Genomic DNA, 21,887 nt, shown 5'->3' with positions numbered 1-21,887 from the left:
CCCGAGCCCCTATGTTTTCAGCGACAGCCTCCCAAGGACTCCCCCCGATGTTTGATGCCTTGCGCTCTATCTTTCAGCGGCCCGATGCGACCCTGCTCAGCATGGAGCCCAAACTTGCCGTGGCGGCCCTGCTCGTCCATCTCGCCGCCATCGATGGCACCGTGACCGCGGCGGAACGCCAGGCCCTGGCCGGTACGCTGATGGACCATTACGGGCTCAGCGACGGCGAGGTTGAGAAGCTGGTGTCCGAGGCGACGCGGCGCGACCAGGAATCGGTCGACTTCTATCGCTTCACCTCGGCGCTGAGCTCGCTCGACGACAAGGAGAAGGTCGAGATCATCCGCATGATGTGGCAGGTGGTCTTCGCCGACAGTAAGAACCACGAGCTCGAGGACAACATGGTCTGGCGCATCGCCGAGCTGATCGGCGTCTCCTCGCGTGACCGCACCGTGCTGCGCGCCCAGATGGCGAGGGCCTGATGATCCTGATTTCCACCACCCCGACCCTCGAGGGCCGGCCGATCCGCGAGTATCTCGGCGTCGTCACCGGCGAGGTGATCGTAGGCGCCAATATCTTCAAGGACCTGTTCGCCGGCATTCGCGACATCGTCGGCGGCCGCGCCGGCGCCTATGAATCGACGCTCCGGGATGCCCGCAACGAGGCGTTTCGCGAGCTGCGCGCCGAAGCCGAGCGGCTCGGGGCCGATGCCGTGGTCGGCGTCGATATCGACTACGAGGTGGTCGGCCAGGGTGGCTCGATGCTGATGGTGTCAGTCTCCGGCACTGCCGTCCGGTTCTAAGCTCCAGGCTTTGAACGTCCCCGGGTAACTGACCTTCCCCGTGACGCAGTCGAAATCCGGAGCCAGCTCGTCGGCGGCCTTGCGCGCCAGCTCCGGGGCGTCCGCGTTGGCCAGCGCATCGATATAGGCGACGTGGCAGGTGTCGCCGGCCGCGATCTTGATCACCACCGCCACCTGCTGTTGGGTCTCGCCGCTCTCGGGCTCGGCGAGGAGCGGCACGATGGCGGCGAAGGGCTTGAAATAGCCTTCGGCGTTGGAGACGCGCCACTCGATGCCCGGGCCGAGTTCGTTGTGCGCCGGAATGCTCTGCTCGGCCGCCTTCTCCTTCATCGAGTCGAGCCCGAACGACAGGTACATGCGCCGGTCGACTTCCTTGACCATTACCGGCATGCCCTTGAGGCCGGGGCAGGCCCAGGTGGAGCCGAAGTCGTCGGACTGCATCACCGTGCAGAGGTTGAGGTCGAGATCGGTAAAGCTCGATTCAATCTGCTGCGCGATGGCGGGCGAAGCCGCCCAGACCAGCGCCAACCCGGCGATCCTTGTGGCCAATCGTGCTGTCATCCCGGCAAATCTCCTCGGCCTCGCATGGCCCCCACGCGTTCCGATGCCTTGCAAACATGGCTGGGGATGGGCAAAAGGGCCCGCACTTCTCCCCCTCAGGCGACGACCCAGAGCACTTCCATGAATATCGACGCGATCCCGATCGGCAAGAATCCTCCCGACGACCTCAACGTGATCATCGAAGTGCCGCTGGGCGGCGAGCCGATCAAGTACGAGATCGACAAGGCCTCGGGCGCGCTGTTCGTCGATCGCTTCCTCTATACGCCGATGCGTTACCCGGGCAATTACGGCTTCGTGCCGCACACCCTGTGCGGCGACGGCGATCCGCTCGACGTCATCGTCATGAACTCGCGGCCGCTCGTGCCCGGCGCCGTGGTGCGCTGCCGGCCGTTCGGCGTGCTGTTCATGGAAGACGATGGCGGTACGGACGAGAAGATCCTCGCCGTGCCGGTCAGCAAGCTCACCAAGATGTATGACGGCATCAACGACATTTCCGACATGCAGCCGATCCAGCTCGAGCGGGTGAAGCACTTCTTCACCCACTACAAGGACCTCGAGCCCGGCAAGTGGGCCAAGATCGAAAAGATCGGCACCGTCGCCGAGGCCCGCCAGGTGATCCTCGACTCGATCGAGCGCGCCAAGAACGCCAAGTAAGACCCGCCCCTTGAAAGACGACCGACCCGGTCACATATATCGGCCAACGGTTGGTTGATTGGGCGCTGTTCCCTCCCGGCAGCCTTGTCCCGACCCAACGGAAAGGCGCTCCCCGAAAGGGTTGAGCGCCTTTCTTTTTGCCCGCATTCCAAAATGAAACGGGCGCCGGAGAACCCGGCGCCCGATGATTCACGTGAAGCAGCGTGGCGATCAGTGGCCGCCCATCGCCGCCATTTCCGGGTTGGCCGGGGGCTTGCGCACGAACAGCGCCGCGACGATGGCGAACAGCGAGATGATCGCGCCGCACAGGAACGCGACGTGGATGCCGCCGACCGTGGCCTCGACCGGCACCGCGCCCTGGGCGACGAGCCCGGTCGAGGTGAGGGTCATCAGCGCCACGAACAAGGCGATGCCGGCGGCGCCTGCCACCTGCTGCACCGAGCCCAGAATCGCGCTGCCATGCGAATAGAGCTGCATGGGGAGCGAGCTGAGCGAGGCGGTGAACAGCGGCGTGAAGGTCAGCGCCAGGCCGATCGAGATCACCACATGGCCGGCAAGGATCGCCCATACCGAGGTGTTCTGGTCGACCAGCGTCAGCGCCCACATCACGAGGCTGACCAGCACCGTGCCCGGCACCAGCAGCGGGAAGGTGCCGAACCGGTCGTAGAGCCGGCCGACGATCGGGCCGAGCAGGCCCATCAGGAGGCTGCCGGGCAGCAACAGCAGGCCGGTCTGCAGGGTGTCGAGCCCGAGCACGTTCACCGTGTAGAGGGGGATCAGGATCACCGTGCCGAACAGGCTCATCATGGCAATGCCCATGGTGATCAGCGACAGCGTGTAGTTGCGGTGGGTGAGCGTGCGCAGGTCGAGCAGCGCGCGATCGCCGCGCTGGAGCGTCAGCTGCCGCCAGACAAACGCCGCCATGGCGACGACGCCGACGACGATCGGCAGCCAGGCCGGGATTGCCTGCTCATGCCCGGCGCCCTCGCCCAGGGCCGAAAGGCCGTAGACGATGCCGCCGAAGGCGAAGGCCGAGAGGATCACCGAAACCACGTCGAGGGGGGCCGGACGCGGGTTGGAGACGTTCTGGATGCGGGCCGTGCCGAGCGCCAGGGCGCCGAGCGCGATCGGCAGCACCAGGATGAACATCCAGCGCCAGTCGAGATAGTTGAGGATCAGCCCCGAGATCGTCGGGCCGATGGCCGGGGCCACCGACATGACGATCGAGATGTTGCCCATGGTCTTGCCGCGCGATTCGGGCGGCACCAGCGTCATCACCGTGGTCATCAGCAGCGGCATCATGATCGCCGTGCCGACCGCCTGGATGACGCGACCGAAGACCAGCAGCTCGAGGCCGGGCGAGACGGCGCAGATCAGCGTGCCGAGGCTGAAGATCGACATGGCGAGCATGAAGATCGGCCGCGTGTTTATGACCTGCAGCAGGAAACCGGTCACCGGGATGACGACCGCCATGGTGAGCAGGAACGCGGTGGTGAGCCACTGCGCCGCACCGGCGCTGACGCCGAGATCGCTCATGAGGTGCGGAATGGCGACGCTCATGATGGTTTCGTTGAGAAACACCACGAAGGTCGAAACGAGCAGCAGCGCGATGACGAGGCGGTTGCGCGCGGCCACCGAACGGTCGGCGGGCGCAGCATGCAGCATCGTGGGGGGCGCATCGGAAATGGCTTCAGTTGTCATTTGCAGTCGCCTCGAACAAACGGGAATCCAAAAAGGGGGCGTGGTTTAGACCGAATCCGGGCCGGCGGACCAGACCTGATTCTGCATGACGTCGTTGCGACGGGCGGGCGGCGATTGGGAACGGAAAGCTCCTCTGGCTGCCAACACGACGAACGTGGCGGGTGGAATTCGACATGGACCGCTGGGCTATTTGGTTAAGCCATCTATTAAGTGTTTGTGGCGCTTAGGTCAACGCTTAAGTTTCTTCGCCCGTGCCGAAGCATCCGGCCGCCATGAGCGCCGGAGGATGACGGCAGGTGGGACGCTGGCCGGCGAGGCGTTCGCCCCACGCGGTAGTCCGCAAAAACAGAACGAGGCGCACGCCTCGCCGGCCGATCGGGGTTTTGGGCGTATGGCTGTCGGAGCCCGGGGACCAATTCCCGTGCCGCATCGCGACCGGACCGGATGGGTGGGTGGCGGTGGACCAGGGTTGATCGCACCGTTCCCGGTCTCCCACTGCCCATGCGCGGCAGCTTTCCGGTCCCCGGCCGCTTCGCATCGAAGCGACCGGGCGCGTTGATAGCGGCTGCACCCGTGCCAGGCGCGGGCCAACCCCTCCAGCTTTGGCCTGAACCGGCACGACTGCCGACCCACCCAACCACCTCCCCGCAGCCGTTCGTCGCGACCCGTCCCGCGCGGGGAAGTGGGGGGAGGATAAGGTGGGGTGGAGGGGGCGGGGATAAGATTGTGGGGGACCGGGCCTCCACGACCCCCTCTCTTGCGAAAACTAAGGACTTAGCTGCGCTAAGCCCAAGTTTTCGCTTTCTCCCCCGCCAAGGGGGAGAAGATCACAGCACGCGCCGGTGCATGTGGGACGCACCCTCTCCCCCTCGGCGGGGGAGAGGCGAGACTTACGAGCGTAGCGAGTTAGTCGCAGCAGAGAGGGGGTTGGCAGGCACTAGAAGGAGAGACCTCAGGATGGGCCCCGGCCTGCGCCGGGGTGACCCGGTGGGTGGGAGGGCTTCGAGCGCACATCGCGACACCGACCTAAAGCGGCTTCTCCGCCAAGCCGCGGAACGCGTCCGGCACGCGTTGTTCGGCATCGAGCCCGCCATAGGCAATGGCCTCTCGCCCGAATCTTTCGCGCACCCGGTCCATGGCGCGGTCGGCGCCGAGCCGTTGGCCGCCGCGGCGGGAACCGAGGCGCTGGCCCTCGTCGCTGAGGCCGAGCGGCAGTTCGAGCTGGACCAGCGGGTCGCGCTCGAGTTGCGCCACCGAGATGGCAAGGAGCGTGATCGTCTGCTCGTCAGGGTGATCGGTGCGGACGACGCGCACCAGTTCCTCGGCGATCTCGGCGAGGCTGACCGTCGCCGCCATGGGCGAGTCGATGGTGATCGAGCGTGTGACCGCCCGCATGTCGCGAAACCGCACCCGCACCGTGATGGTGTGCCCGAACCAGGATTTGGCGCGCAGCCGCGAGGCGATGCGGTCGGCGAGGTGCCGGAGCGTCGGGCGCCAGATCCGCTCGGCGAAGGGCTTTCGGCCCAGCGCCGATTGCGCGCCGGCCGAGCGAGCCCGCTGGTTGGTGACGATGGCGCGCGGATCGCGGTTCCAGGCGAGGGCGCTGAGCTTTTCGCCGGTGGCGCGGCCGAGCAAGCCTTGCACCCACTCGACCTTCTTTTCGGCCAGCTGGCCGATGGTCAAAATGCCCTCGTCCTCGAGCTTGCCTTCGGTCACCGGGCCCACGCCCCACATCAGGCTGACCGGCAGGTCGTGCAGGAAAGCGAGTTCGTTGGCCGGGTCGATGACCACCATGTTGTCGGGCTTGGCCACCTGTGAACCGATCTTGGCCAGGTGCTTGGTGCGCGCCACCCCGATCGAGATCGGCAGCCCCAATTCTTCGCGCACGCGCCGCCGAATGGTCTGCGCGATCTCCGCGGGTGAACCGAACAAATGTTCGCAGCCAGCGACATCGGCAAAGGCCTCGTCGATCGAGATGCGTTCGACCAGCGGCGTATAGTCGTCGAGCACCGCCATCGCCGCGTCGCCGAGCCGCTGGTACTCCTCGAAATGCCCGCCGGTGAAGATCAGCTCGGGACAGAGTTCCTTCGCCGCCCAGCCCGACATGCCGCCATGCACCCCGAACGCCTTCGCCTCGTAGGAGGCGGCCAGCACCACGCCGCCGCCGACCGCGATCGGTTTGCCGCGCAGCTGTGGGTTCAGCAGCTGCTCGACCGAGGCATAAAAGGCATCGAGATCGGCATGGAGGATGGTGGCGCCGGTCATGCCGGTGGCTCCGCCAGAGGGTGGCATTGAGAACATAAAGGGAACATCTGCTGGCGCGAGTCAAGCCGCCCGTTACGCGATTAGCGACCGATTAACCCTACCCCACTAGGATCGGGGTTCGGATCGGCACGCCGTCTGCGCGCCGGGTCAGCGTTGATTAGTAGAGTAACCAGACGATGCCGGCACAGCACCTCATCGAAGACGCCCGCCGCGACGTAAATCCTGCCATCGCCATCAAGATCCCGGCCCGCGTCATGGGCGCAGTGCTGCTCGGGTTGGTCGCGATTGTGCTGGTGTCGCTCGCCACCTGGTCCGTCGACGATCCGAGCTTCTCCTACGCTTCGGGCAACCCGGCAAAGAACTGGCTTGGCTTCCCGGGCGCGGCGATCGCCGACATCTCCTTCCAGGTGTTCGGTCTCGGCATTCTCGTGCTGCTGGTGCCGCCGGCGCTGTGGGGTTGGGCCATGTTCCGCCGCCGCATGCCCTCGCGCATGGCGTTGCGCGTGCCGGCCTGGATCGGCACCAGCGTGCTGGCCTGCGGGTTGTTCGGCTTCGTCGCCGCACCGGAAACCTGGCCGCTGCCGACCGGCCTCGGCGGCCTGATCGGCCAGAGCTTTACCAACCTCGCCACCATGGCGACCGGCGAGACGCCGCAGCCAGTCACCGCGATCCTCTTTGCGATCATCATCGCCGCGCCCGCACTGGCGCTGCTGTGGATCGCCATGGGCCTCGGCAAGGTTGCGCTGCCCGACCTGCCCAAGGTCGCAGCCAAGGGCAAGGGTGCGAAGACCGCGGCTGCCGCGCCCACGATGGACGAAGACGACGATACGCCCGAGCGCGATTCGGTGTTCGACGTGATCCTGGGTGCCGCCGTGCACTGGGGCTTCACCGCCCGCTCGGCGCTGAAGCGCGCCGGCATCCGCATCGCCGAGCGCCGCGCCGCCGAAAAGGAGGCCGACAGCCTGCGTGGCTCGTTCGAGCCCTCCATGAACGGCCACGCCCGCGCCCCCAACGTGCCTTCGGTCGAGCCCGACGCGCCCATGGTCGAGCGCCGCTCGATCGTCGCCGCCCATGACGAGCCCCCGTTCGACGATTATCCGGACGAGCCGGATGACGATTTTGCCGAGCCGCAGCGCTGGGAAATGCAGACGCCGCTGCGTGGGCCCATGGCCGCCCGCACTTCGGCGCCGCTGCCGCACGCGCCGCCCGCAGCACGCGGTGGGCAGGCCGCTGCGGCGCCCCGCGTCACCCCCGCCGCGCCGCGTCCGCAACAAGGCTCCCGCGCCGCCCGCGAAGCCCAGGGCTCGTTCCTCGACGAGCCCGCCGGCTTCGAACTGCCAGCGCTGAGCCTGCTCACCCCGCCCAAGCACAAGGGCGCCAGCCCCGAGCACGCGCCGGAGCGGCTCGAAGCCATGGCCCGCAAGCTCGAATCGGTGCTCGCCGATTTCGGCGTAAAGGGCGACATCATCAACGTTCGCCCCGGCCCGGTGGTGACGCTCTACGAGCTCGAGCCGGCGCCCGGCATCAAATCGAGCCGCGTCATCTCGCTGGCCGACGACATCGCCCGCTCGATGAGCGCGATCTCGGTGCGCGTGGCCGTGGTTCCCGGCCGCAACGCCATCGGCATCGAGCTGCCCAACGAGCAGCGCGAGACCGTATACCTGCGTGAAATGCTGGCCTCGACCGACTTCGAGAAGATGAAGGGCAAGCTCCCGATCTGCCTCGGCAAGACCATTGGCGGCGAGCCGATCATCGCCGACCTCGCCAAGATGCCCCACCTGCTCATCGCCGGCACCACCGGCTCGGGTAAGTCGGTGGGTATCAACACCTTCATCCTGTCGCTGCTCTACCAGATGACGCCGGACCAATGCCGGCTGATCATGATCGACCCCAAGATGCTGGAACTGTCGATCTATGACGGCATCCCGCATCTGCTGACCCCGGTGGTCACCGACCCGTCCAAGGCCGTGGTGGCGCTCAAGTGGGCGGTTCGGGAGATGGAAGATCGCTACCGCAAGATGAGCAAGATCGGTGTGCGCAACATCGACGGCTTCAACATGCGCGTCGGCGAGGCCAAGGCGAAGGGCGAGGTCATCACCCGCACGGTGCAGACCGGCTTCGACCGCGAGACCGGCGAGGCGCAGTACGAGAGCGAGGAGTTCAACCTCGAGCCGCTGCCCTTCATCGTCATCATCATCGACGAGATGGCCGACCTGATGATGGTCGCCGGCAAGGAAATCGAGGGCTCGGTGCAGCGCCTGGCGCAGATGGCCCGCGCCGCCGGCATCCACGTCATCACCGCCACGCAGCGCCCGTCGGTGGACGTGATCACCGGCACGATCAAGGCCAACTTCCCCACCCGCATCTCGTTCATGGTGACGAGTAAGATCGACTCGCGCACCATCCTCGGTGAGCAGGGCGCCGAGCAGCTGCTCGGCAATGGCGACATGCTCTACATGGCCGGCGGCGGCCGCATCCGGCGCCTGCACGGCCCGTTCGTCGCCGACGGCGAAGTCGAGGCCATCGTCAACCATCTGAAGTCGCAGGGCGCGCCGGACTATCTCGAAGCCATCGTCGCCGACGAGGACGAGATGGACGAAGGTGGGATGGCCGGTGGCGACGACGAGTTCGGCGGTTCGGGCGACGAGCTCTATGACAAGGCCGTCAACGTGGTGCTGACCGACAAGAAGGTCTCCACCTCCTATATCCAGCGCCGCCTCGCGGTGGGCTACAACAAGGCCGCGACGCTGATCGAGCGCATGGAGAAGGAAGGCGTGATCTCCGCCGCCAACCATGCCGGCAAGCGCGAGATCCTCGTGGGGAATAACGCCGACGGGTACTGAGGCTGGCCGCGATGGACGAATGAGGGGCCCGCTTCGGCGGGCCTTTTTGTTTGGGCCGGTGTATGCGGCTCGCCCCCTCCACCAGCTACGCTGGTCCCCCTCCCCCGTAAACGGTGGAGGATTTGCTGTGGCACGATCTCGCCTCCTGATCCTCCCCTGCGCAGCGGGGGAGGGGGACCGCCGCAGGCGGTGGAGGGGGCGGCCACATGCACGGTGCTGGACAATATAAGCGGTAACTTATATAAGTCCGTACCGATACAACGGAGGACGCAGCATGCCATTCGATCTTGCCCGCCATCTCGGCGCCATGAGCCGGACCGTCGAGAATCTCGAGCGCGACGGCCAGCCGATGAAGGCCGTGATTGCCTCGCGCGTGTTCGATACCGATGCCGCCGACCTGTGGGATGCCATCACCTCGCCGGCCCGGATCAAGCGCTGGTTCTCGCCCGTCACAGGCGATCTCCAGCTCGGCGGTCGATTCCATGTCGAGAACAACGCCTCGGGCACCATCACCGCCTGCGAGCCGCACAAGCACATCGCCGGCACTTGGGAGTTCGCCGGCGCGATCAGCTGGATCGAGATCAATTTCACTGCGGAGGGTACCGGCACCCGACTCGAACTGCGCCACATCGCGCCGATCAACGAGCACTGGGACAATTTCGGTCCGGGCGCCGTCGGCGTCGGCTGGGAACTCGGCTTCCTCGGGCTGGGCGCCCATCTCGAGCGCCCGGCGGACGATGTCCGCGCCGAAGGTACGGGCTGGGAGAGCTCGCCCGAGTACAAGTCGCTGGTCAGGGCTTCCAGCGACGGCTGGGGCGCCGCCGCCATCGCGGCAGGTGAGAACAGTGAGCATGCCCTTGCCGCGGCCGAGGCGACGCGCCAGTTCTACTCGGGAGAAGCTACCCTCTCGGGCCATTGATGCACGCTTTCGACGTTCTCGGCGATCCCGTCCGCCGCCGCATTCTCGAGCTGCTCGCCGAGCGCGAGCACGCCTCGGGCGAGGTGGTGGATGTGATCGCGCGTGAGTTCGGCATCACCCAGGCCGCCGTCAGCCAGCATCTGAAGGTGCTGCGCGAGTCGGGCTTCGCCACCGTCCGCCCAGCGGGGACGCGCCGGCTCTATACGCTCGACACCACGCCCATGCGCGACGTCGACGAATGGCTCGACCGCTTCCGCGTGTTCTGGACCCACAAGCTCGAGGCGCTGGCCACCGAAGTGGCGCGCGGCAGGAAGGAACGGGCGCAAAAGGAGTAAAGCATCCCCTCCCCCACCGGGTCATTCCCGCGAAAGCGGGAATCTCCGTCTTGGGGTTTATCCTGACCACCGGCAAACAGAGGTTCCCGCCTTCGCGAGAATGACTCCGTGCCTGGATTGCACATAGCCAACGCAACGGCGTCATTCGACACGGAGACTTGAACCTCCGCCCCTTGCGGCCGTTGTTCGGCGCTTCCACCTCTTGCCGCATTTGATGGCTACGTGCATCGTCCAATAACGAACAACGGATTGCAGAACCTCATGCTCCGCCGCAGCTTCCTCGCCCTTGCCGCCGTCCTCGCCATGTTCCCCGGACTTGCCCAGGCCCAGGAGCCGCGCCGGCTGACTGATGCCGAGCGCGCGCTGATCACCGAGATCAGCCAGCACAACTCGGCGATCAAGACCATGGTCGGCCGCTTCCTGCAGATCGACACGCAGGGCCAGCGCATCGAGGGCACCTTCTTCCTCGAGCGGCCGGGCAAGGTGCTGTTCCGTTACAATCCGCCGAGCTCCGAGCAGATCGTCTCGGTCGGCCGCGGCTTCTACGTCGTCGACCGCAAGGAGCGGACGCAATACGCCTATCCGCAGGACAAGGTGCCGCTGCGCCAGTTCCTCGATTCCGAGATCGACCTGTTCAAGGCCAATATCGTCGCCATCGCCCAGTCGGAAGACTACCTGTCGCTGACCTTGCAGGACGACACGCCCGCCGGCATCGTGCAGGTGACGCTGGTCTTCGATCTCGCGAGCAAGGATCTGAAGCAGTGGGTGCTGACCGAACCGTCGGGCAACCAGCTGACTTTCTCGCTGTTCGACGTCGAAAAGGACGTGAAGATTCCGCCGGCCTTCTTCGCCATCGACGCCACCTTCAAGGCCCCAAGCCGCAAGAACTGAGACGGCGTCAGCCGGCAGCGATTCGCCGCTTCCGGCTTTACGCCTGCCGATTCGCGGCGGCATAAGGGGCGCCATTTCCCTTTCGGCGTCCCCACATGCCCACTTCGCTAGCCACCTGGAACATCAACTCGGTCCGCATCCGGCTGCCGCTGGTGCTGGATTTCCTGCGCCAGTACCAGCCCGATGTGCTGTGCCTGCAGGAGATCAAGTGCCTCAACGAGCAGTTCCCGAGAAAGGAGCTGATCGCTGCCGGCTACCCGCACCAGGCGGTGCACGGCCAGAAGGGCTATCACGGCGTCGCCATCGTCTCGAAATACCCGCTCGCCGACATCTCCTCGCGCGTGTTCTGCGAGATCGAGGAAAGCCGGCACGTCTCGGCGCTGGTCGACATGGGCCACGGCCCGATGACGGTGCACAATTTCTACATCCCGGCCGGCGGCGACGAGCCCGATCCGGAGATCAACCCCAAGTTCAAGCACAAGCTGGGCTTCCTGACCGAGCTCAAGGCCTGGTTCGGCGAGGATCATTTCCGCGAGCGCCAGCTGATCTGCGGCGATTTCAACATCGCCCCGCTCGAGCATGACGTGTGGAGCCACAAGCAGCTGCTCGACGTGGTGAGCCATACCCCGGTCGAAACCGAGGCGCTGAACGCCCTGCTTACAGGCGGGCATGGCTGGGTCGACGTGATCCGGAAATATTTCCCGGCCGAGGAGAAGCTCTACTCGTGGTGGAGCTACCGGGCCAAGGACTGGAACGCGACCAACAAGGGCCGTCGGCTCGACCATATCTGGGCCACCGCCGACATCGCTGCCCGCACCGTGGGCGCCGAGATCGTCCGCCCGGCCCGCGGCTGGACCGACAAGCCCTCCGACCACGTGCCTGTCATCACCCGCTTCACGTGAATCAGTGCGGGGAATCACGTTATGACCCGCAAGCTCGTCAGCTCCGGTTCCTATCTTGAACCGGTGATCGGCTTTTCCCGCGCCGTGCGGGTGGGCAATATCGTGGTGGTCGGCGGCACCGCGCCGATCAAGGCGGAGGGCGGTACGGCGGCGATCGGCGACGTCTACGGCCAGACCAGACGCTGCCTCGAGATCGTCGCCAAGGCCCTCGCCGATGCCGGCGCCGGTATCGAGCACGTGACCCGTACCCGAATCATCCTCACCGACATCGGATTGTGGAAGGACGCCGCGCGGGCCCATGCCGAAGTGTTCGGCACCATCCGTCCGGTCACCACGCTGATGCAGGTGAACGCCTTCGTCGACCCCGACTGGCTGGTCGAGATCGAAGCGGAGGCGGTGATCGGCTAGCCGACGCGGCCGGATATCTAGCCAAACGCGCCGTCATGCCCGAGCACCTATACATGACCGCAACTCCCATGGGTCCGCGGGGCAAGCCCGCGGATGACTACCGAGAGTTGGCCGTTGGCGTCCCACACCCACTGGGTCATTCCGGCGCAGGCCGGAATCCATCCTGAGGTCGACGCCACATCCACGAAAGATGGAAATATCTCAAGATGGGCCCCCCGCCTTCGCCGGGGTGACACCGTGGCTGGGGTGGATCAGTGTAGACCGGAAGAGCGTTCAGCCCTTGAACCGCCCGCGCGTGCCTTCAATGGCGCCGAGATAGCCCGAGAGGTCGCGGCGGATACGGTCGGCGGCGCGTTGGGCGAGGCCGGGGGACTGGTTGAGCAGCTTCATGAACGCGGTGCGCGGCACGAACAGCGTTTCGACGGTGTCGATGGCCTTGATCGTTACCGGCCGCGGCTTGGCGATGACCAGCGCCATGGCGCCGAGCAGCGCGCCGGCCTCGTGAATCAGGAACGGGTTGTTCTCCCCGCCTTCCGGCGTGCTCGACACGGTGCCCGAGATCAGCACGTGCGCGCCTTCGGGAACGTCGCCGGAGGCGTAGATCACCGTGCCCGGCCGGAATTTCTTGCGCTCGGAGGCGAACGCAAGCAGCCGCCGCTGTTCGGCGTCACAGATTTCGAAGAAATCCGCGCGTCCCAGGATCGTCGCCGCGTCGTCGAGTTGCATCCCGCCCCATTCCGAAGCCGAGGTCTCAGGGTCGAACGCAGACGCGCCCGGTTCCGTGCCGCGGCCGTCGATATAGAGCATTTCTTTGCCCGGGGGAGAATCGATTTCGCCGGCCCCCTGTCAGGACCGGCCGGTTATGCACCAATCAGGGATACGGCTGGGACGCGGGAAGGGAGAGACCCGCGCCCCCGCCGCGCAGCTGGCGCGTCAGGGCACCAGCCTGTAGCCCCCTTCCTCGGTGACGAGGAGGCGGGCATTGGACGGGTCGCGCTCGATCTTCTGGCGCAGCCGGTAGATGTGGGTTTCGAGCGTGTGGGTGGTGACGCGGTTATTGTAGCCCCACACTTCCTTGAGCAGGATTTCCCGGGTGATGGTCTTGGGGCCCTGGCGGTAGAGATACTTGAGGATCGAGGTTTCCTTGTCGGTGAGCCGCACCTTGGCGCCGTCGGCCGACTCGAGGAGTTTGGCCGCCGGCTGGAAGCTGTAGGGCCCGATGGTGAAGACCACATCCTCGCTCTGGTCGTGCTGGCGCAGCGCCGCGCGGATGCGAGCGAGCAACACCGAGAAGCGGAACGGCTTGGTGACATAGTCGTTGGCGCCCGACTCGAGGCCCAGGATCTGGTCGGCATCGCTGTCCTGCGCGGTGAGCAGCACGATCGGGCTCTTGAACCCCTCGCGCCTCAGGATCTTCACCGCCTCGCGGCCGTCCATATCGGGCAGGCCGACATCCAGCAGCATCAGATCGACATGCGCACCGCGGACCTTGCCAAGTGCTTCTGCCGCAGATTCCGCCTCGACGATGTCGAACTCGCGATAGGGCGAGAGCTGTTCATTGAGCGTCTTCCGCAGCTCGGCATCATCGTCCACGATCAGGATGCGCCGTCTATTCATGCTGTTACCCCAAGCCATCGGCTCTGAATTCCTGAGTTATGGCAGGCTCTTGGCGCCGGCCAATCAAAACGGCGTGACACCGTCCCGAGCCCAGGAACGTGATTTGACAGGCAAGAGTTTCACCGTACCGAGCCCTTAATCGCCTAGCCTTAGCCATAATTGGCTGACGACTCGCTGACATGTTTGCCGTTGCGCCAGCGTGATACGACTAGACTTGGAGTTATGCCCCGCTTGCTTGTGCCAATGCGCCACAACCGATGGCAGCAGGAAGCAAAGCCCTGCCCAAGCTCTTCGCCCGTCGCACGACGGTGCGTCGGCGGCCGGAGCAGAAACTATGCCGTCATATCAAACTGGCTATGCCGGGGGTCGGCTGCCGAACAGCGCGCTGCCGACACGCACATGCGTCGCGCCCATGGCGATGGCCGTTTCGAAATCGCCACTCATCCCCATCGAGAGGCTGGCGACACCGGCCGCCTTTCCGAGCTCGTTGAGATGGGCGAAATACGGCCCCGGCGGATCACCGTCGGGCGGGATGCACATCAGCCCCACGACATCGAGGCCATGCCCCTGCCGGCAGCGCGCGACGAAGGCCGCGGCCTCGGCTGGCGGGATTCCGGCCTTCTGCGGCTCGAGCCCGATATTGACCTGCACATAAACCGGCAGCCTGCGCCCTGCCCGCTCCATCTCGGCCTTCAACACACCGGCGAGCTTGTCGCGATCGACGGTCTGGATCACATCGAACAGCGCCACCGCGTCACGGGCCTTGTTGGTCTGCAGCGGACCGATCAGGTGCAGTTCTATGCCGTCATAGGACGCCCGCAGCTCGGGCCACTTGACCTGTGCCTCCTGCACGCGGTTCTCGCCGAACACGCGCTGGCCGGCGTCAAGAAACGGCCGGATTGCTGCGCCATCGAAGGTCTTGGAGACCGCGATCAGCTCCACCCGCTCGGGTGGCGCACCGAAGCGGCGTCGTGCCTTCTCGATCCGCTGCCGGATGATCTCAAGCCGTTCGGCCGCGTTCTCCATGGCGCACTCTGTTGACCGGTTAACGGAATTCTGATGAAGGTCCGGTAGCCAAAAACCCCCCGCAACGCAACGCAATCCCAATCCAATCCGGGACTTTCAGGGACGCAATCGAAGTGACTGGTAGAACGAGCGAGCGCTACAACCCGCGTGTCGAAGAGCCACGCTGGCAAAAGGCCTGGGACGAGGCCGAGACCTTCGTCGTCAAGGACGACGACGCGCGCGAGCCTTACTACGTGCTCGAGATGTTCCCGTATCCGTCCGGCCGCATCCATATGGGGCACGTGCGCAACTACACCATGGGCGACGTGCTGGCGCGCTACAAGCGGGCGCGCGGCTTCAACGTGCTGCACCCCATGGGCTGGGATGCCTTCGGCCTGCCGGCCGAGAACGCCGCCATGCAGAACAAGGTCCACCCCAAGGCCTGGACCTACGCCAATATCGACGCGATGCGGAAGCAGCTGAAATCTATCGGCTTTTCCTTCGACTGGACGCGCGAGATCGCGACCTGCGACGTCGAGTACTATGCCCAGCAGCAGAAGCTGTTCCTCGACATGTTGCGCGAGGGCCTGGTGGCCCGCCGCAAGTCCAAGGTGAACTGGGACCCCGTCGACATGACCGTGCTCGCCAACGAGCAGGTGGTCGATGGCCGCGGCTGGCGTTCCGGCGCCGTTGTCGAGCAGCGCGAGCTGAACCAGTGGGCCTTCAAGGTTTCGGACTACGCCGAAGATCTGCTGTCAGCGCTGGACGGACTGGACCAGTGGCCCGACAAGGTCCGCCTGATGCAGCACAACTGGATCGGCAAGTCCGAAGGCATGCGGCTGCTGTTCGAGCTGACCGAGGAATTCGGCGATTTCGCCTCGATCGAGGTGTTCACCACCCGGCCGGACACCATCTTCGGCGCGAGCTTCATCGCCATTTCCGCTGACCATCCGCTGGCCAAGGCCGTGGCGGACCGGCCCGATATTGCCGCCTTCATCGCCGAGACGCACCGCCAGGGCACCGCCACCGAGACGCTGGACAAGGCCGAAAAGCTCGGCGTTTTCACCGGGTTGCACGTGAAGCATCCGGTGAAGCCGGGCGCCACGCTGCCCGTCTACGTCGCCAACTTCGTGCTGATGGAATACGGGGCCGGCGCCATTTTCGGCTGCCCCGCGCATGACCAGCGCGACCTCGATTTCGCCCGCCGCTACGGCCTCCCGGTGGTGCCGGTGGTGCTGCCCGAAGGCGCCGATCCCGAGAGCTTCGAGGTCGATGCAGAGGCCTATACCGGCCCGGGGCGGATATTCCACTCCGAGTTCCTCGATGGACTCGAGGTTGACGCGGCCAAAAAGAAGATCGCCGAGTATTTTGGCGCCCGCGCCGTCGGCAACCGTCAGCAGGGCACCGTGGAGGTGAATTATCGCCTGCGCGACTGGGGCGTGTCGCGCCAGCGCTACTGGGGCTGCCCGATCCCGGTGATCCACTGCGAGAAGTGCGGCACGGTGCCGGTTCCCGATAAGGATCTGCCGGTGGTGCTGCCCGAGGACGTCACCTTCGATCGCCCCGGCAACCCGCTCGACCACCATCCGACCTGGAAGCACGTCGCCTGCCCCAACTGCGGCGGTGCGGCGACGCGCGAAACCGACACGATGGACACGTTCGTCGACAGCTCGTGGTATTTCGTGCGCTTTACCGACCCGGATGCGGATATGCCCACCGTGCCGGCCACCGCGAACAAGTGGCTGCCGGTCGACCAGTATATCGGCGGCGTCGAGCACGCGATCCTGCATCTGCTCTACTCGCGCTTCTTCACCCGCGCGATGAAGAAGACCGGCCACCTGAACCTCGACGAGCCGTTCAAGGGTCTGTTCACCCAGGGCATGGTGGTCCACGAGACCTACAAGGACGCGAGCGGCGAGTGGCTGTCGCCGGCCGATGTGGTGGTCACCGGCATGGATGTCCGCACCGCCAGGCACGCCAAGAGCGGCGCTCCGGTCGAGATCGGCGCCATCGAGAAGATGTCGAAGTCCAAGAAGAACGTTGTGGACCCCGACGAGATCGTCAAGACCTACGGTGCCGACACCGCCCGCTGGTTCATGCTGTCCGACTCCCCGCCCGAGCGCGACGTGCAGTGGACCGAGGCCGGCATCGAAGGCGCCAGCCGTTTCCTGCAGCGCGTGTGGAAGCTGGTCGGCGACGTACTGGAGGCGGCCGAGAAGGCATCGCCGACGGATGGCATCATCGCCGATCCCGAGGTGCTGGCGCTGCGCAAGGTGATCCACCGCGCCGCCGCCCAGGTGGGCGAGGAGATCGAGGGCCTGCGCTTCAACCGCGCCGTGGCCCAGATCTACGAGCTGACCAACGCGCTGGCGAAATTCGTCGCTGGCGGAACCGCGACCGCCTCACGCGCCGCCGTTGCCCGCGAGGGCGTAGGCGTGCTGGTCCAGCTGGTGGCCCCGATGATGCCCCACCTCGCCGAAACGGCCTGGTCGGCCCTGGGGCAGCCGGGCATGGTGATCGACGCGGCCTGGCCTGAATCCGACCCCGCGCTGCTGGTCGACGACACCCTGGTGATCCCGGTGCAGGTCAACGGCAAGCGCCGCGGCGAGATCACCGTGCCCAAGGGTTCGCCCAACGCGCTGGTCGAGAAAGAGGCCTTGTCACTCGAAGCGGTTGCCCGCATGTTGGACGGCAAGCCGCCCAAGAAGGTGGTCATCGTTCCGGACAGGATCGTCAATGTGGTCGCCTAGGCCCGTTCTGCGTAACGCCTTGATGGCGCTGGGACTTCTCGGCGCGACTGTGCTCGCCGGCTGCTCCGGGCTGACTCCGGTCTACGGCGAGCGCGGGCTTGGCACCGAGCGCGTCGCGCTACGCTACGAGGAGCCGCGCAACCGGCTCGAGCAGATCATCTATCAGGACCTGGCGCTGCGCCTCGGCAAGAGCTCCGATCCGTCGAGCCCGCGCGTCGTCATCACGACGTCCAGTTCGGCACGCGACCTCACCCGGTCCGCGGTGTCGCGGCCATCTGACCAGTATGAGGCCGTGGTAAGCGCCACCATACGGCTGATTGGGTCGGATGACGCGGTCCTGCTCAGCACCACGCGCTCCGCCGCTGCGCTCTACTCGACCAGCCGGCAGGCGCTCGCCTCCTCCGAGGCCCAGAACGAGGCCTATCAGCGCGCCGCTCGCTCGCTGGCCGAAACCATCCGACTCACCCTGCTCGGCGCGCTGAGCCAGACCGTCAACTGATGACGGCGCTCAAGGCGCACGAGGTCGGCCGCTTCCTCGATCGTCCCGATATCGACACCGGCATTTTCCTCGCCTATGGCCCGGATTCCGGGCTTGTCCGGGAGACGGGACAGCGGCTGGCGCGCCGCTTTGCCGGCGCCGATGCCGACAGCATGAACCTCGTCGTGCTCGATGGCGCCGAGCTCGACGCCGACCCGAGCCGGCTCGCCGTCGAGGCCAAGACCACCTCGCTGTTCGGCGACCGCCGGGTCATCCGCGTGCGCGGGGCGGGCAAGTCGCTGGTGATGGCGCTCACCGAGCTGCGCGACGATCCGGGCGCCGCCATCATCCTCGAGGCCGGCAATCTGGCGCCGCGCGATCCGCTGCGCGCTCTGGTCGAAGCAGCAAAGCTGGGTCGCGCCCTGCCCTGCTATGCGGACAGCGACGAATCGCTGACCCGGCTGATCGCCGACAGCTTCAACAAGGCCGGCATCCGCGCCGACCAGGATGCCATCGCCGCCTTGCGCGATTCGCTCGGCAACGATCGCGAGGTAACGCGGCGCGAGCTGGAGAAGCTCGAGCTTTATGCGCAGGATAGCAAAGTCCTGACGCGCGAAGATATCTTGCTGCTCTGCGCCGACAATAGCGCGCTGGTGATCGATGAGATCATCGACGCAGCGGCCACCGGGCACGCTGCGGAGATGGATGTCGCGCTGGAGCGCGCGACCGCGCAGAGCGTCAACGCCCAGCAGATTTTAGCGAGCCTTCTCAACCACTTCGCCACATTGCGGCGGTGGCGCACGGCCGTGGATGCCGGCCAGTCGCCCGGCGGTGTGCTCGATTCGTCACGGCCGAAGCCGCACTTCTCGCGCCGCTCGTCGCTGGAGCGGCAACTGCGTCTGTGGACTGATGACGCGCTGGCGGCCGCGTTGGAGCGGCTGCAATTGGCGGTCGCGGACAGCCGCAAACGCTACGCGCTGCAAGAAGTCGTCGGCCATCGCGCTCTACTGGCGATTTGCTCAATGGCGGCAGAGCGTTAGCGCGCTGTTTCATGTGAAACATCGCCGCTACGGGTCAGTGGGCCTGACCTGATGAGCGGCCGATTCTGAACCGGTCATTGAGGGCGGATGAACGAGCAAACGCCGGGCATTGTCCTCCGCGGGCCAATGGCGCCCTCGGCCATGATCAGCGAGCCGTTCCACAAACTGGGTGTCATTTCGGCATAGGCCGGAATCCATCCTGAGGTCGACGCACCAGTCACGAAGTGGTCGAAACATCTCAGGATTGGCCCCGGCCTACGCCGCGGTGACCCTGTTGAGGGTGTGAGATCCAGCCGGTATCCCGCCTCGAAGCGGTAGCGCCTTAGCCGCCGGCCAGCTTCACGCAGATGCCGTCGAGCTGCTCGAGCGTGCGGTACCGGATCTCCAGCCGGCCGCCCTGCTCTTTGTGGTCGATCGACACGTGGAGCCCGAGGACGTCGGAGAGGCGCTTTTCGAGCGCGGCGGTGTCGGGATCCTTGGAGGCCGGGAAGCCCTTGCGCTTCGGGGCGGCGCCGAGCTCGCGCTGGGTCAGCTCCTCGGCTTCACGCACCGATAGCCCACCCCCGGCGATACGCTTGGCGAGCGCGGAAGGATCGTCGGCGGTGATCAGCGTGCGGGCGTGGCCGGCGGTGAGTTCGCCGCGCGAAAGCATGCCACGGACATCGTCGGGGAGCTTGAGCAGGCGCAGCGTGTTGGCGACGTGCGAGCGCGATTTGCCAATGACCTGCGCCAGGTCGTTCTGCGTGTAGTCGAACTGCTCGATCAGCTGGCCGTAACCCATTGCTTCTTCGAGCGGATTGAGATCGACGCGTTGCACGTTCTCGATAATGGCGAGTTCGAGCGCTTCCTTGTCGTCGACATCGCGCACGATGACGGGCACGTCGTTGAGCCCGGCACGCTGCGCGGCGCGCCAACGGCGCTCGCCGGCGATGATCTCGAACTGGTTCGGATCGTTGGTCGGGCGGACCAGCAAAGGCTGCATGACGCCCTTCTCGCGCACCGAATTGGTCAGTTCCTCGAGTTGCTCGGCATCGAACTCACGGCGCGGGTTGGCGCGGTTGGCAATGAGGAAATCGACCGGCAGGCGCTTGCCGCTGCCGCTATCGGCGAGGCGGGCGGCGCCTTCCATGGTCGCCATGTCGCCGATCAGCGCCGCGAGGCCGCGGCCGAGACGGGAGGGTTTCTCGTTCATCGTCTAGATCCTCATGCAGCCACGAGCTGGCGCTCGCGGCGGATCACTTCAGTGGCGAGCCGGAGGTAAGCCTGGCTCCCCGCACTCTTCAGGTCGTACAGCAAAGCCGGCTTGCCATAGGACGGCGCCTCCGCCAAGCGAACATTGCGCGGTATCACCGTGTCGTAGACCAGCGGCCCCATTTCCGCCCGCACGTCGGCGATCACCTGCTCGCTCAAATTGTTGCGGCGGTCGAACATGGTCATCACCACGCCCTGGACGATCAGGCGCGGGTTCAGGGTCGATCGGATCTGCTCGATCGTCTTGAGCAGCTGGCTCAGGCCTTCGAGGGCGAAGAACTCGCACTGCAGCGGCACCAGCACGGCGTCCGCCGCGACCAGGGCGTTGATAGTCAACAGGTTGAGCGAGGGCGGGCAATCGATCAGCACGTAGCTGATCGGCTTGCCGTCGATCACCAGCTCGTTGATCAGCTTGAAGGCATCGCGCAGCCGGAAGGCGCGGTCGGCCTGCTGCGCAATGGTCAGCTCGAGCCCGAGCAGGTCGAGCGTAGACGGGACGATCGCGACATTGGGCACGCTGGTCAGCACGGCGGCTTCGGCGATGCGGGCCTCGCCAACCATCAGGTCGTAGCTGGAAACGTCACGGCCGGTGCGGGTGATGCCCAGCCCGGTTGAGGCATTGCCCTGCGGGTCGAGGTCGACGATCAGCACGCGCTCGCCAATGGCCGCCAAGGCCGTGGCAAGGTTAATGGCGGTGGTGGTTTTACCCACGCCGCCCTTCTGATTGGCCAGGGTCAGGATTCGAGGAGCCAAGGGACGAACTCCGAGCGTTTCCGCCAACTAATTGGTTTTGCGACGTAAATTTCTGATCTCGAGCAGCACGCCGGCGTCATCGGTGACGCTTGCATGTATTAACACGTCGAAGTCCCAAGCCAAACGGCTTTCCTGCAACTCGGCCGCGTGATCCCGGCCTTTGTGCAGGATTGCGCGGGTTTCGGAGCTGAAGAAGGGGTGGATAAGTCCGAGCAGATCCGGCAGCGCCGCAAGCGCGCGCGAGGTGATCATGTTCCACTCTGTTTCACGTGAATCAAACTCGGTACTGCGGCCGGCGAACACCTCGGCCGGCAGTTCCAGCTCGCGGATCGCCTGGCGCAGGAAAGCGACCTTCTTGGTGACCGGCTCGACCAGTTGAACGCTAGCCTGACCTTTGAGCGCAATCGCCAGGGGAATGGCCGGCAAGCCGCCGCCTGAACCGATGTCCAGAATCCGTTCATCCTGGCGGCGAACCAGCGGCAGAATCTGGAGCGAGTCGACGATGTGCCGCTCCCACAGCCGCTCCACTGTTTCACGTGAAACCAGATTCTGCACCGCGTTCCATTTCCGCAGCAGCGCAGCAAATGATTCCAAATCGCGCTGCACTTCCGCCTTCGGGCGCACGAAGTGGTGTACGAAGCTCGATTGCGGCATTTCTACTCCGTGGCATCCCCGGATCCAGTGGTGCCGCCAACTAGATTCCCGCTTTCGCGGG

Annotated in this window: 21 protein-coding genes; 12 read left to right on the top strand and 9 right to left on the bottom strand. The window is 65.7% G+C overall.

The window, feature by feature from the left end:
- Positions 1 to 47: 47 nt before the first annotated feature.
- Both AC3A6I_RS18610 and AC3A6I_RS18605 read left to right on the top strand, forming a co-directional pair.
- The gene (locus AC3A6I_RS18610) at positions 48 to 479 is read left to right on the top strand and encodes a tellurite resistance TerB family protein (protein ID WP_487545358.1); all 432 of its coding nucleotides are present in this window, start codon (positions 48 to 50) and stop codon (positions 477 to 479) included.
- Positions 480 to 481: 2 nt separating this feature from the next.
- The gene (locus AC3A6I_RS18605) at positions 482 to 799 is read left to right on the top strand and encodes a heavy metal-binding domain-containing protein (RefSeq protein ID WP_487545682.1); all 318 of its coding nucleotides are present in this window, start codon (positions 482 to 484) and stop codon (positions 797 to 799) included.
- On the opposite strand, the gene AC3A6I_RS18600 is transcribed toward AC3A6I_RS18605, so the two are convergent.
- Positions 770 to 1,360 carry a hypothetical protein gene (locus tag AC3A6I_RS18600; RefSeq protein WP_487545357.1) on the bottom strand — a complete coding sequence of 197 codons (591 nt, stop codon included), beginning with the start codon at positions 1,358 to 1,360 and terminating at the stop codon, positions 770 to 772. The genes AC3A6I_RS18605 and AC3A6I_RS18600 overlap by 30 nt on opposite strands.
- A 120-nt stretch (positions 1,361 to 1,480) precedes the next feature.
- Between AC3A6I_RS18600 and ppa the strand changes: the two genes are divergently transcribed.
- A complete protein-coding gene (gene ppa, locus AC3A6I_RS18595) occupies positions 1,481 to 2,014 on the top strand; it encodes an inorganic diphosphatase (RefSeq protein WP_487545356.1) in 534 nt (177 codons plus the stop codon).
- Between the two features lie 210 nt (positions 2,015 to 2,224).
- On the opposite strand, the gene AC3A6I_RS18590 is transcribed toward ppa, so the two are convergent.
- Both AC3A6I_RS18590 and dinB read right to left on the bottom strand, forming a co-directional pair.
- Positions 2,225 to 3,715: an MDR family MFS transporter gene (locus tag AC3A6I_RS18590; protein ID WP_487545355.1), complete on the bottom strand. Its 1,491-nt coding sequence runs from the start codon at positions 3,713 to 3,715 to the stop codon at positions 2,225 to 2,227.
- A gap of 1,026 nt (positions 3,716 to 4,741) precedes the next feature.
- Complete coding sequence (dinB, locus tag AC3A6I_RS18585; protein WP_487545354.1) at positions 4,742 to 5,980, bottom strand: DNA polymerase IV; 1,239 nt, start codon at positions 5,978 to 5,980, stop codon at positions 4,742 to 4,744.
- A gap of 176 nt (positions 5,981 to 6,156) precedes the next feature.
- Between dinB and AC3A6I_RS18580 the strand changes: the two genes are divergently transcribed.
- The 6 genes from AC3A6I_RS18580 to AC3A6I_RS18555 all read left to right on the top strand — a co-directional run bounded on the left by AC3A6I_RS18580 (position 6,157) and on the right by AC3A6I_RS18555 (position 12,278).
- A complete protein-coding gene (locus AC3A6I_RS18580; RefSeq protein ID WP_487545353.1) occupies positions 6,157 to 8,823 on the top strand; it encodes a DNA translocase FtsK in 2,667 nt (888 codons plus the stop codon).
- Positions 8,824 to 9,097: 274 nt separating this feature from the next.
- On the top strand, positions 9,098 to 9,742 hold the full coding sequence (locus tag AC3A6I_RS18575; protein ID WP_487545352.1) for an SRPBCC family protein: 645 nt from the start codon (positions 9,098 to 9,100) through the stop codon (positions 9,740 to 9,742).
- Positions 9,742 to 10,077: an ArsR/SmtB family transcription factor gene (locus AC3A6I_RS18570; protein ID WP_487545351.1), complete on the top strand. Its 336-nt coding sequence runs from the start codon at positions 9,742 to 9,744 to the stop codon at positions 10,075 to 10,077. Before AC3A6I_RS18575 ends, AC3A6I_RS18570 begins: the two co-directional genes overlap by 1 nt.
- A gap of 261 nt (positions 10,078 to 10,338) precedes the next feature.
- On the top strand, positions 10,339 to 10,968 hold the full coding sequence (locus AC3A6I_RS18565) for a LolA family protein (protein ID WP_487545350.1): 630 nt from the start codon (positions 10,339 to 10,341) through the stop codon (positions 10,966 to 10,968).
- Between the two features lie 95 nt (positions 10,969 to 11,063).
- Positions 11,064 to 11,870, top strand: a complete 807-nt coding sequence (gene xth / locus AC3A6I_RS18560; RefSeq protein ID WP_487545349.1) for an exodeoxyribonuclease III — start codon at positions 11,064 to 11,066, stop codon at positions 11,868 to 11,870.
- 21 nt (positions 11,871 to 11,891) lie between these two features.
- The gene (locus AC3A6I_RS18555) at positions 11,892 to 12,278 is read left to right on the top strand and encodes a RidA family protein (protein ID WP_487545348.1); all 387 of its coding nucleotides are present in this window, start codon (positions 11,892 to 11,894) and stop codon (positions 12,276 to 12,278) included.
- Between the two features lie 273 nt (positions 12,279 to 12,551).
- On the opposite strand, the gene AC3A6I_RS18550 is transcribed toward AC3A6I_RS18555, so the two are convergent.
- The 3 genes from AC3A6I_RS18550 to AC3A6I_RS18540 all read right to left on the bottom strand — a co-directional run bounded on the left by AC3A6I_RS18550 (position 12,552) and on the right by AC3A6I_RS18540 (position 14,921).
- Positions 12,552 to 13,085: a cyclic nucleotide-binding domain-containing protein gene (locus AC3A6I_RS18550; RefSeq protein ID WP_487545347.1), complete on the bottom strand. Its 534-nt coding sequence runs from the start codon at positions 13,083 to 13,085 to the stop codon at positions 12,552 to 12,554.
- Positions 13,086 to 13,211: 126 nt separating this feature from the next.
- Positions 13,212 to 13,895 (bottom strand): response regulator transcription factor, encoded by a 684-nt coding sequence (locus AC3A6I_RS18545; protein ID WP_487545346.1) that lies wholly within the window; start codon positions 13,893 to 13,895, stop codon positions 13,212 to 13,214.
- Positions 13,896 to 14,249: 354 nt separating this feature from the next.
- The gene (locus AC3A6I_RS18540; protein ID WP_487545345.1) at positions 14,250 to 14,921 is read right to left on the bottom strand and encodes a YggS family pyridoxal phosphate-dependent enzyme; all 672 of its coding nucleotides are present in this window, start codon (positions 14,919 to 14,921) and stop codon (positions 14,250 to 14,252) included.
- Between the two features lie 113 nt (positions 14,922 to 15,034).
- Here AC3A6I_RS18540 and leuS point away from each other — a divergent pair, with 113 nt between their 5' ends.
- Genes leuS through holA form a run of 3 tightly spaced genes read left to right on the top strand, consistent with a single transcriptional unit; the run spans position 15,035 to position 19,168 of the window.
- Positions 15,035 to 17,650 (top strand): leucine--tRNA ligase, encoded by a 2,616-nt coding sequence (gene leuS / locus AC3A6I_RS18535; protein WP_487545344.1) that lies wholly within the window; start codon positions 15,035 to 15,037, stop codon positions 17,648 to 17,650.
- Between the two features lie 22 nt (positions 17,651 to 17,672).
- On the top strand, positions 17,673 to 18,149 hold the full coding sequence (gene lptE, locus AC3A6I_RS18530) for an LPS assembly lipoprotein LptE (protein ID WP_487545343.1): 477 nt from the start codon (positions 17,673 to 17,675) through the stop codon (positions 18,147 to 18,149).
- The gene (gene holA, locus AC3A6I_RS18525; RefSeq protein ID WP_487545342.1) at positions 18,149 to 19,168 is read left to right on the top strand and encodes a DNA polymerase III subunit delta; all 1,020 of its coding nucleotides are present in this window, start codon (positions 18,149 to 18,151) and stop codon (positions 19,166 to 19,168) included. The genes lptE and holA overlap by 1 nt, the downstream gene beginning before the upstream one ends.
- 322 nt (positions 19,169 to 19,490) lie before the next feature.
- Here holA and AC3A6I_RS18520 read toward each other — a convergent pair whose 3' ends face one another.
- The 3 genes from AC3A6I_RS18520 to rsmG are packed head-to-tail and all read right to left on the bottom strand — an operon-like array spanning position 19,491 to position 21,826.
- Positions 19,491 to 20,360 (bottom strand): ParB/RepB/Spo0J family partition protein, encoded by an 870-nt coding sequence (locus AC3A6I_RS18520; RefSeq protein ID WP_487545341.1) that lies wholly within the window; start codon positions 20,358 to 20,360, stop codon positions 19,491 to 19,493.
- A gap of 11 nt (positions 20,361 to 20,371) precedes the next feature.
- Positions 20,372 to 21,172: a ParA family protein gene (locus AC3A6I_RS18515; RefSeq protein WP_487545340.1), complete on the bottom strand. Its 801-nt coding sequence runs from the start codon at positions 21,170 to 21,172 to the stop codon at positions 20,372 to 20,374.
- Positions 21,173 to 21,199: 27 nt separating this feature from the next.
- Positions 21,200 to 21,826 carry a 16S rRNA (guanine(527)-N(7))-methyltransferase RsmG gene (rsmG, locus tag AC3A6I_RS18510; protein ID WP_487545339.1) on the bottom strand — a complete coding sequence of 209 codons (627 nt, stop codon included), beginning with the start codon at positions 21,824 to 21,826 and terminating at the stop codon, positions 21,200 to 21,202.
- Between the last annotated feature and the right edge of the window lie 61 nt (positions 21,827 to 21,887).

This window comes from Devosia sp. Soil_C_22 (genome assembly GCF_057657195.1).
The sequence above is the reverse complement of the archived record's forward strand: the minus strand, read 5'-3'. Positions and strand labels throughout refer to the sequence as shown.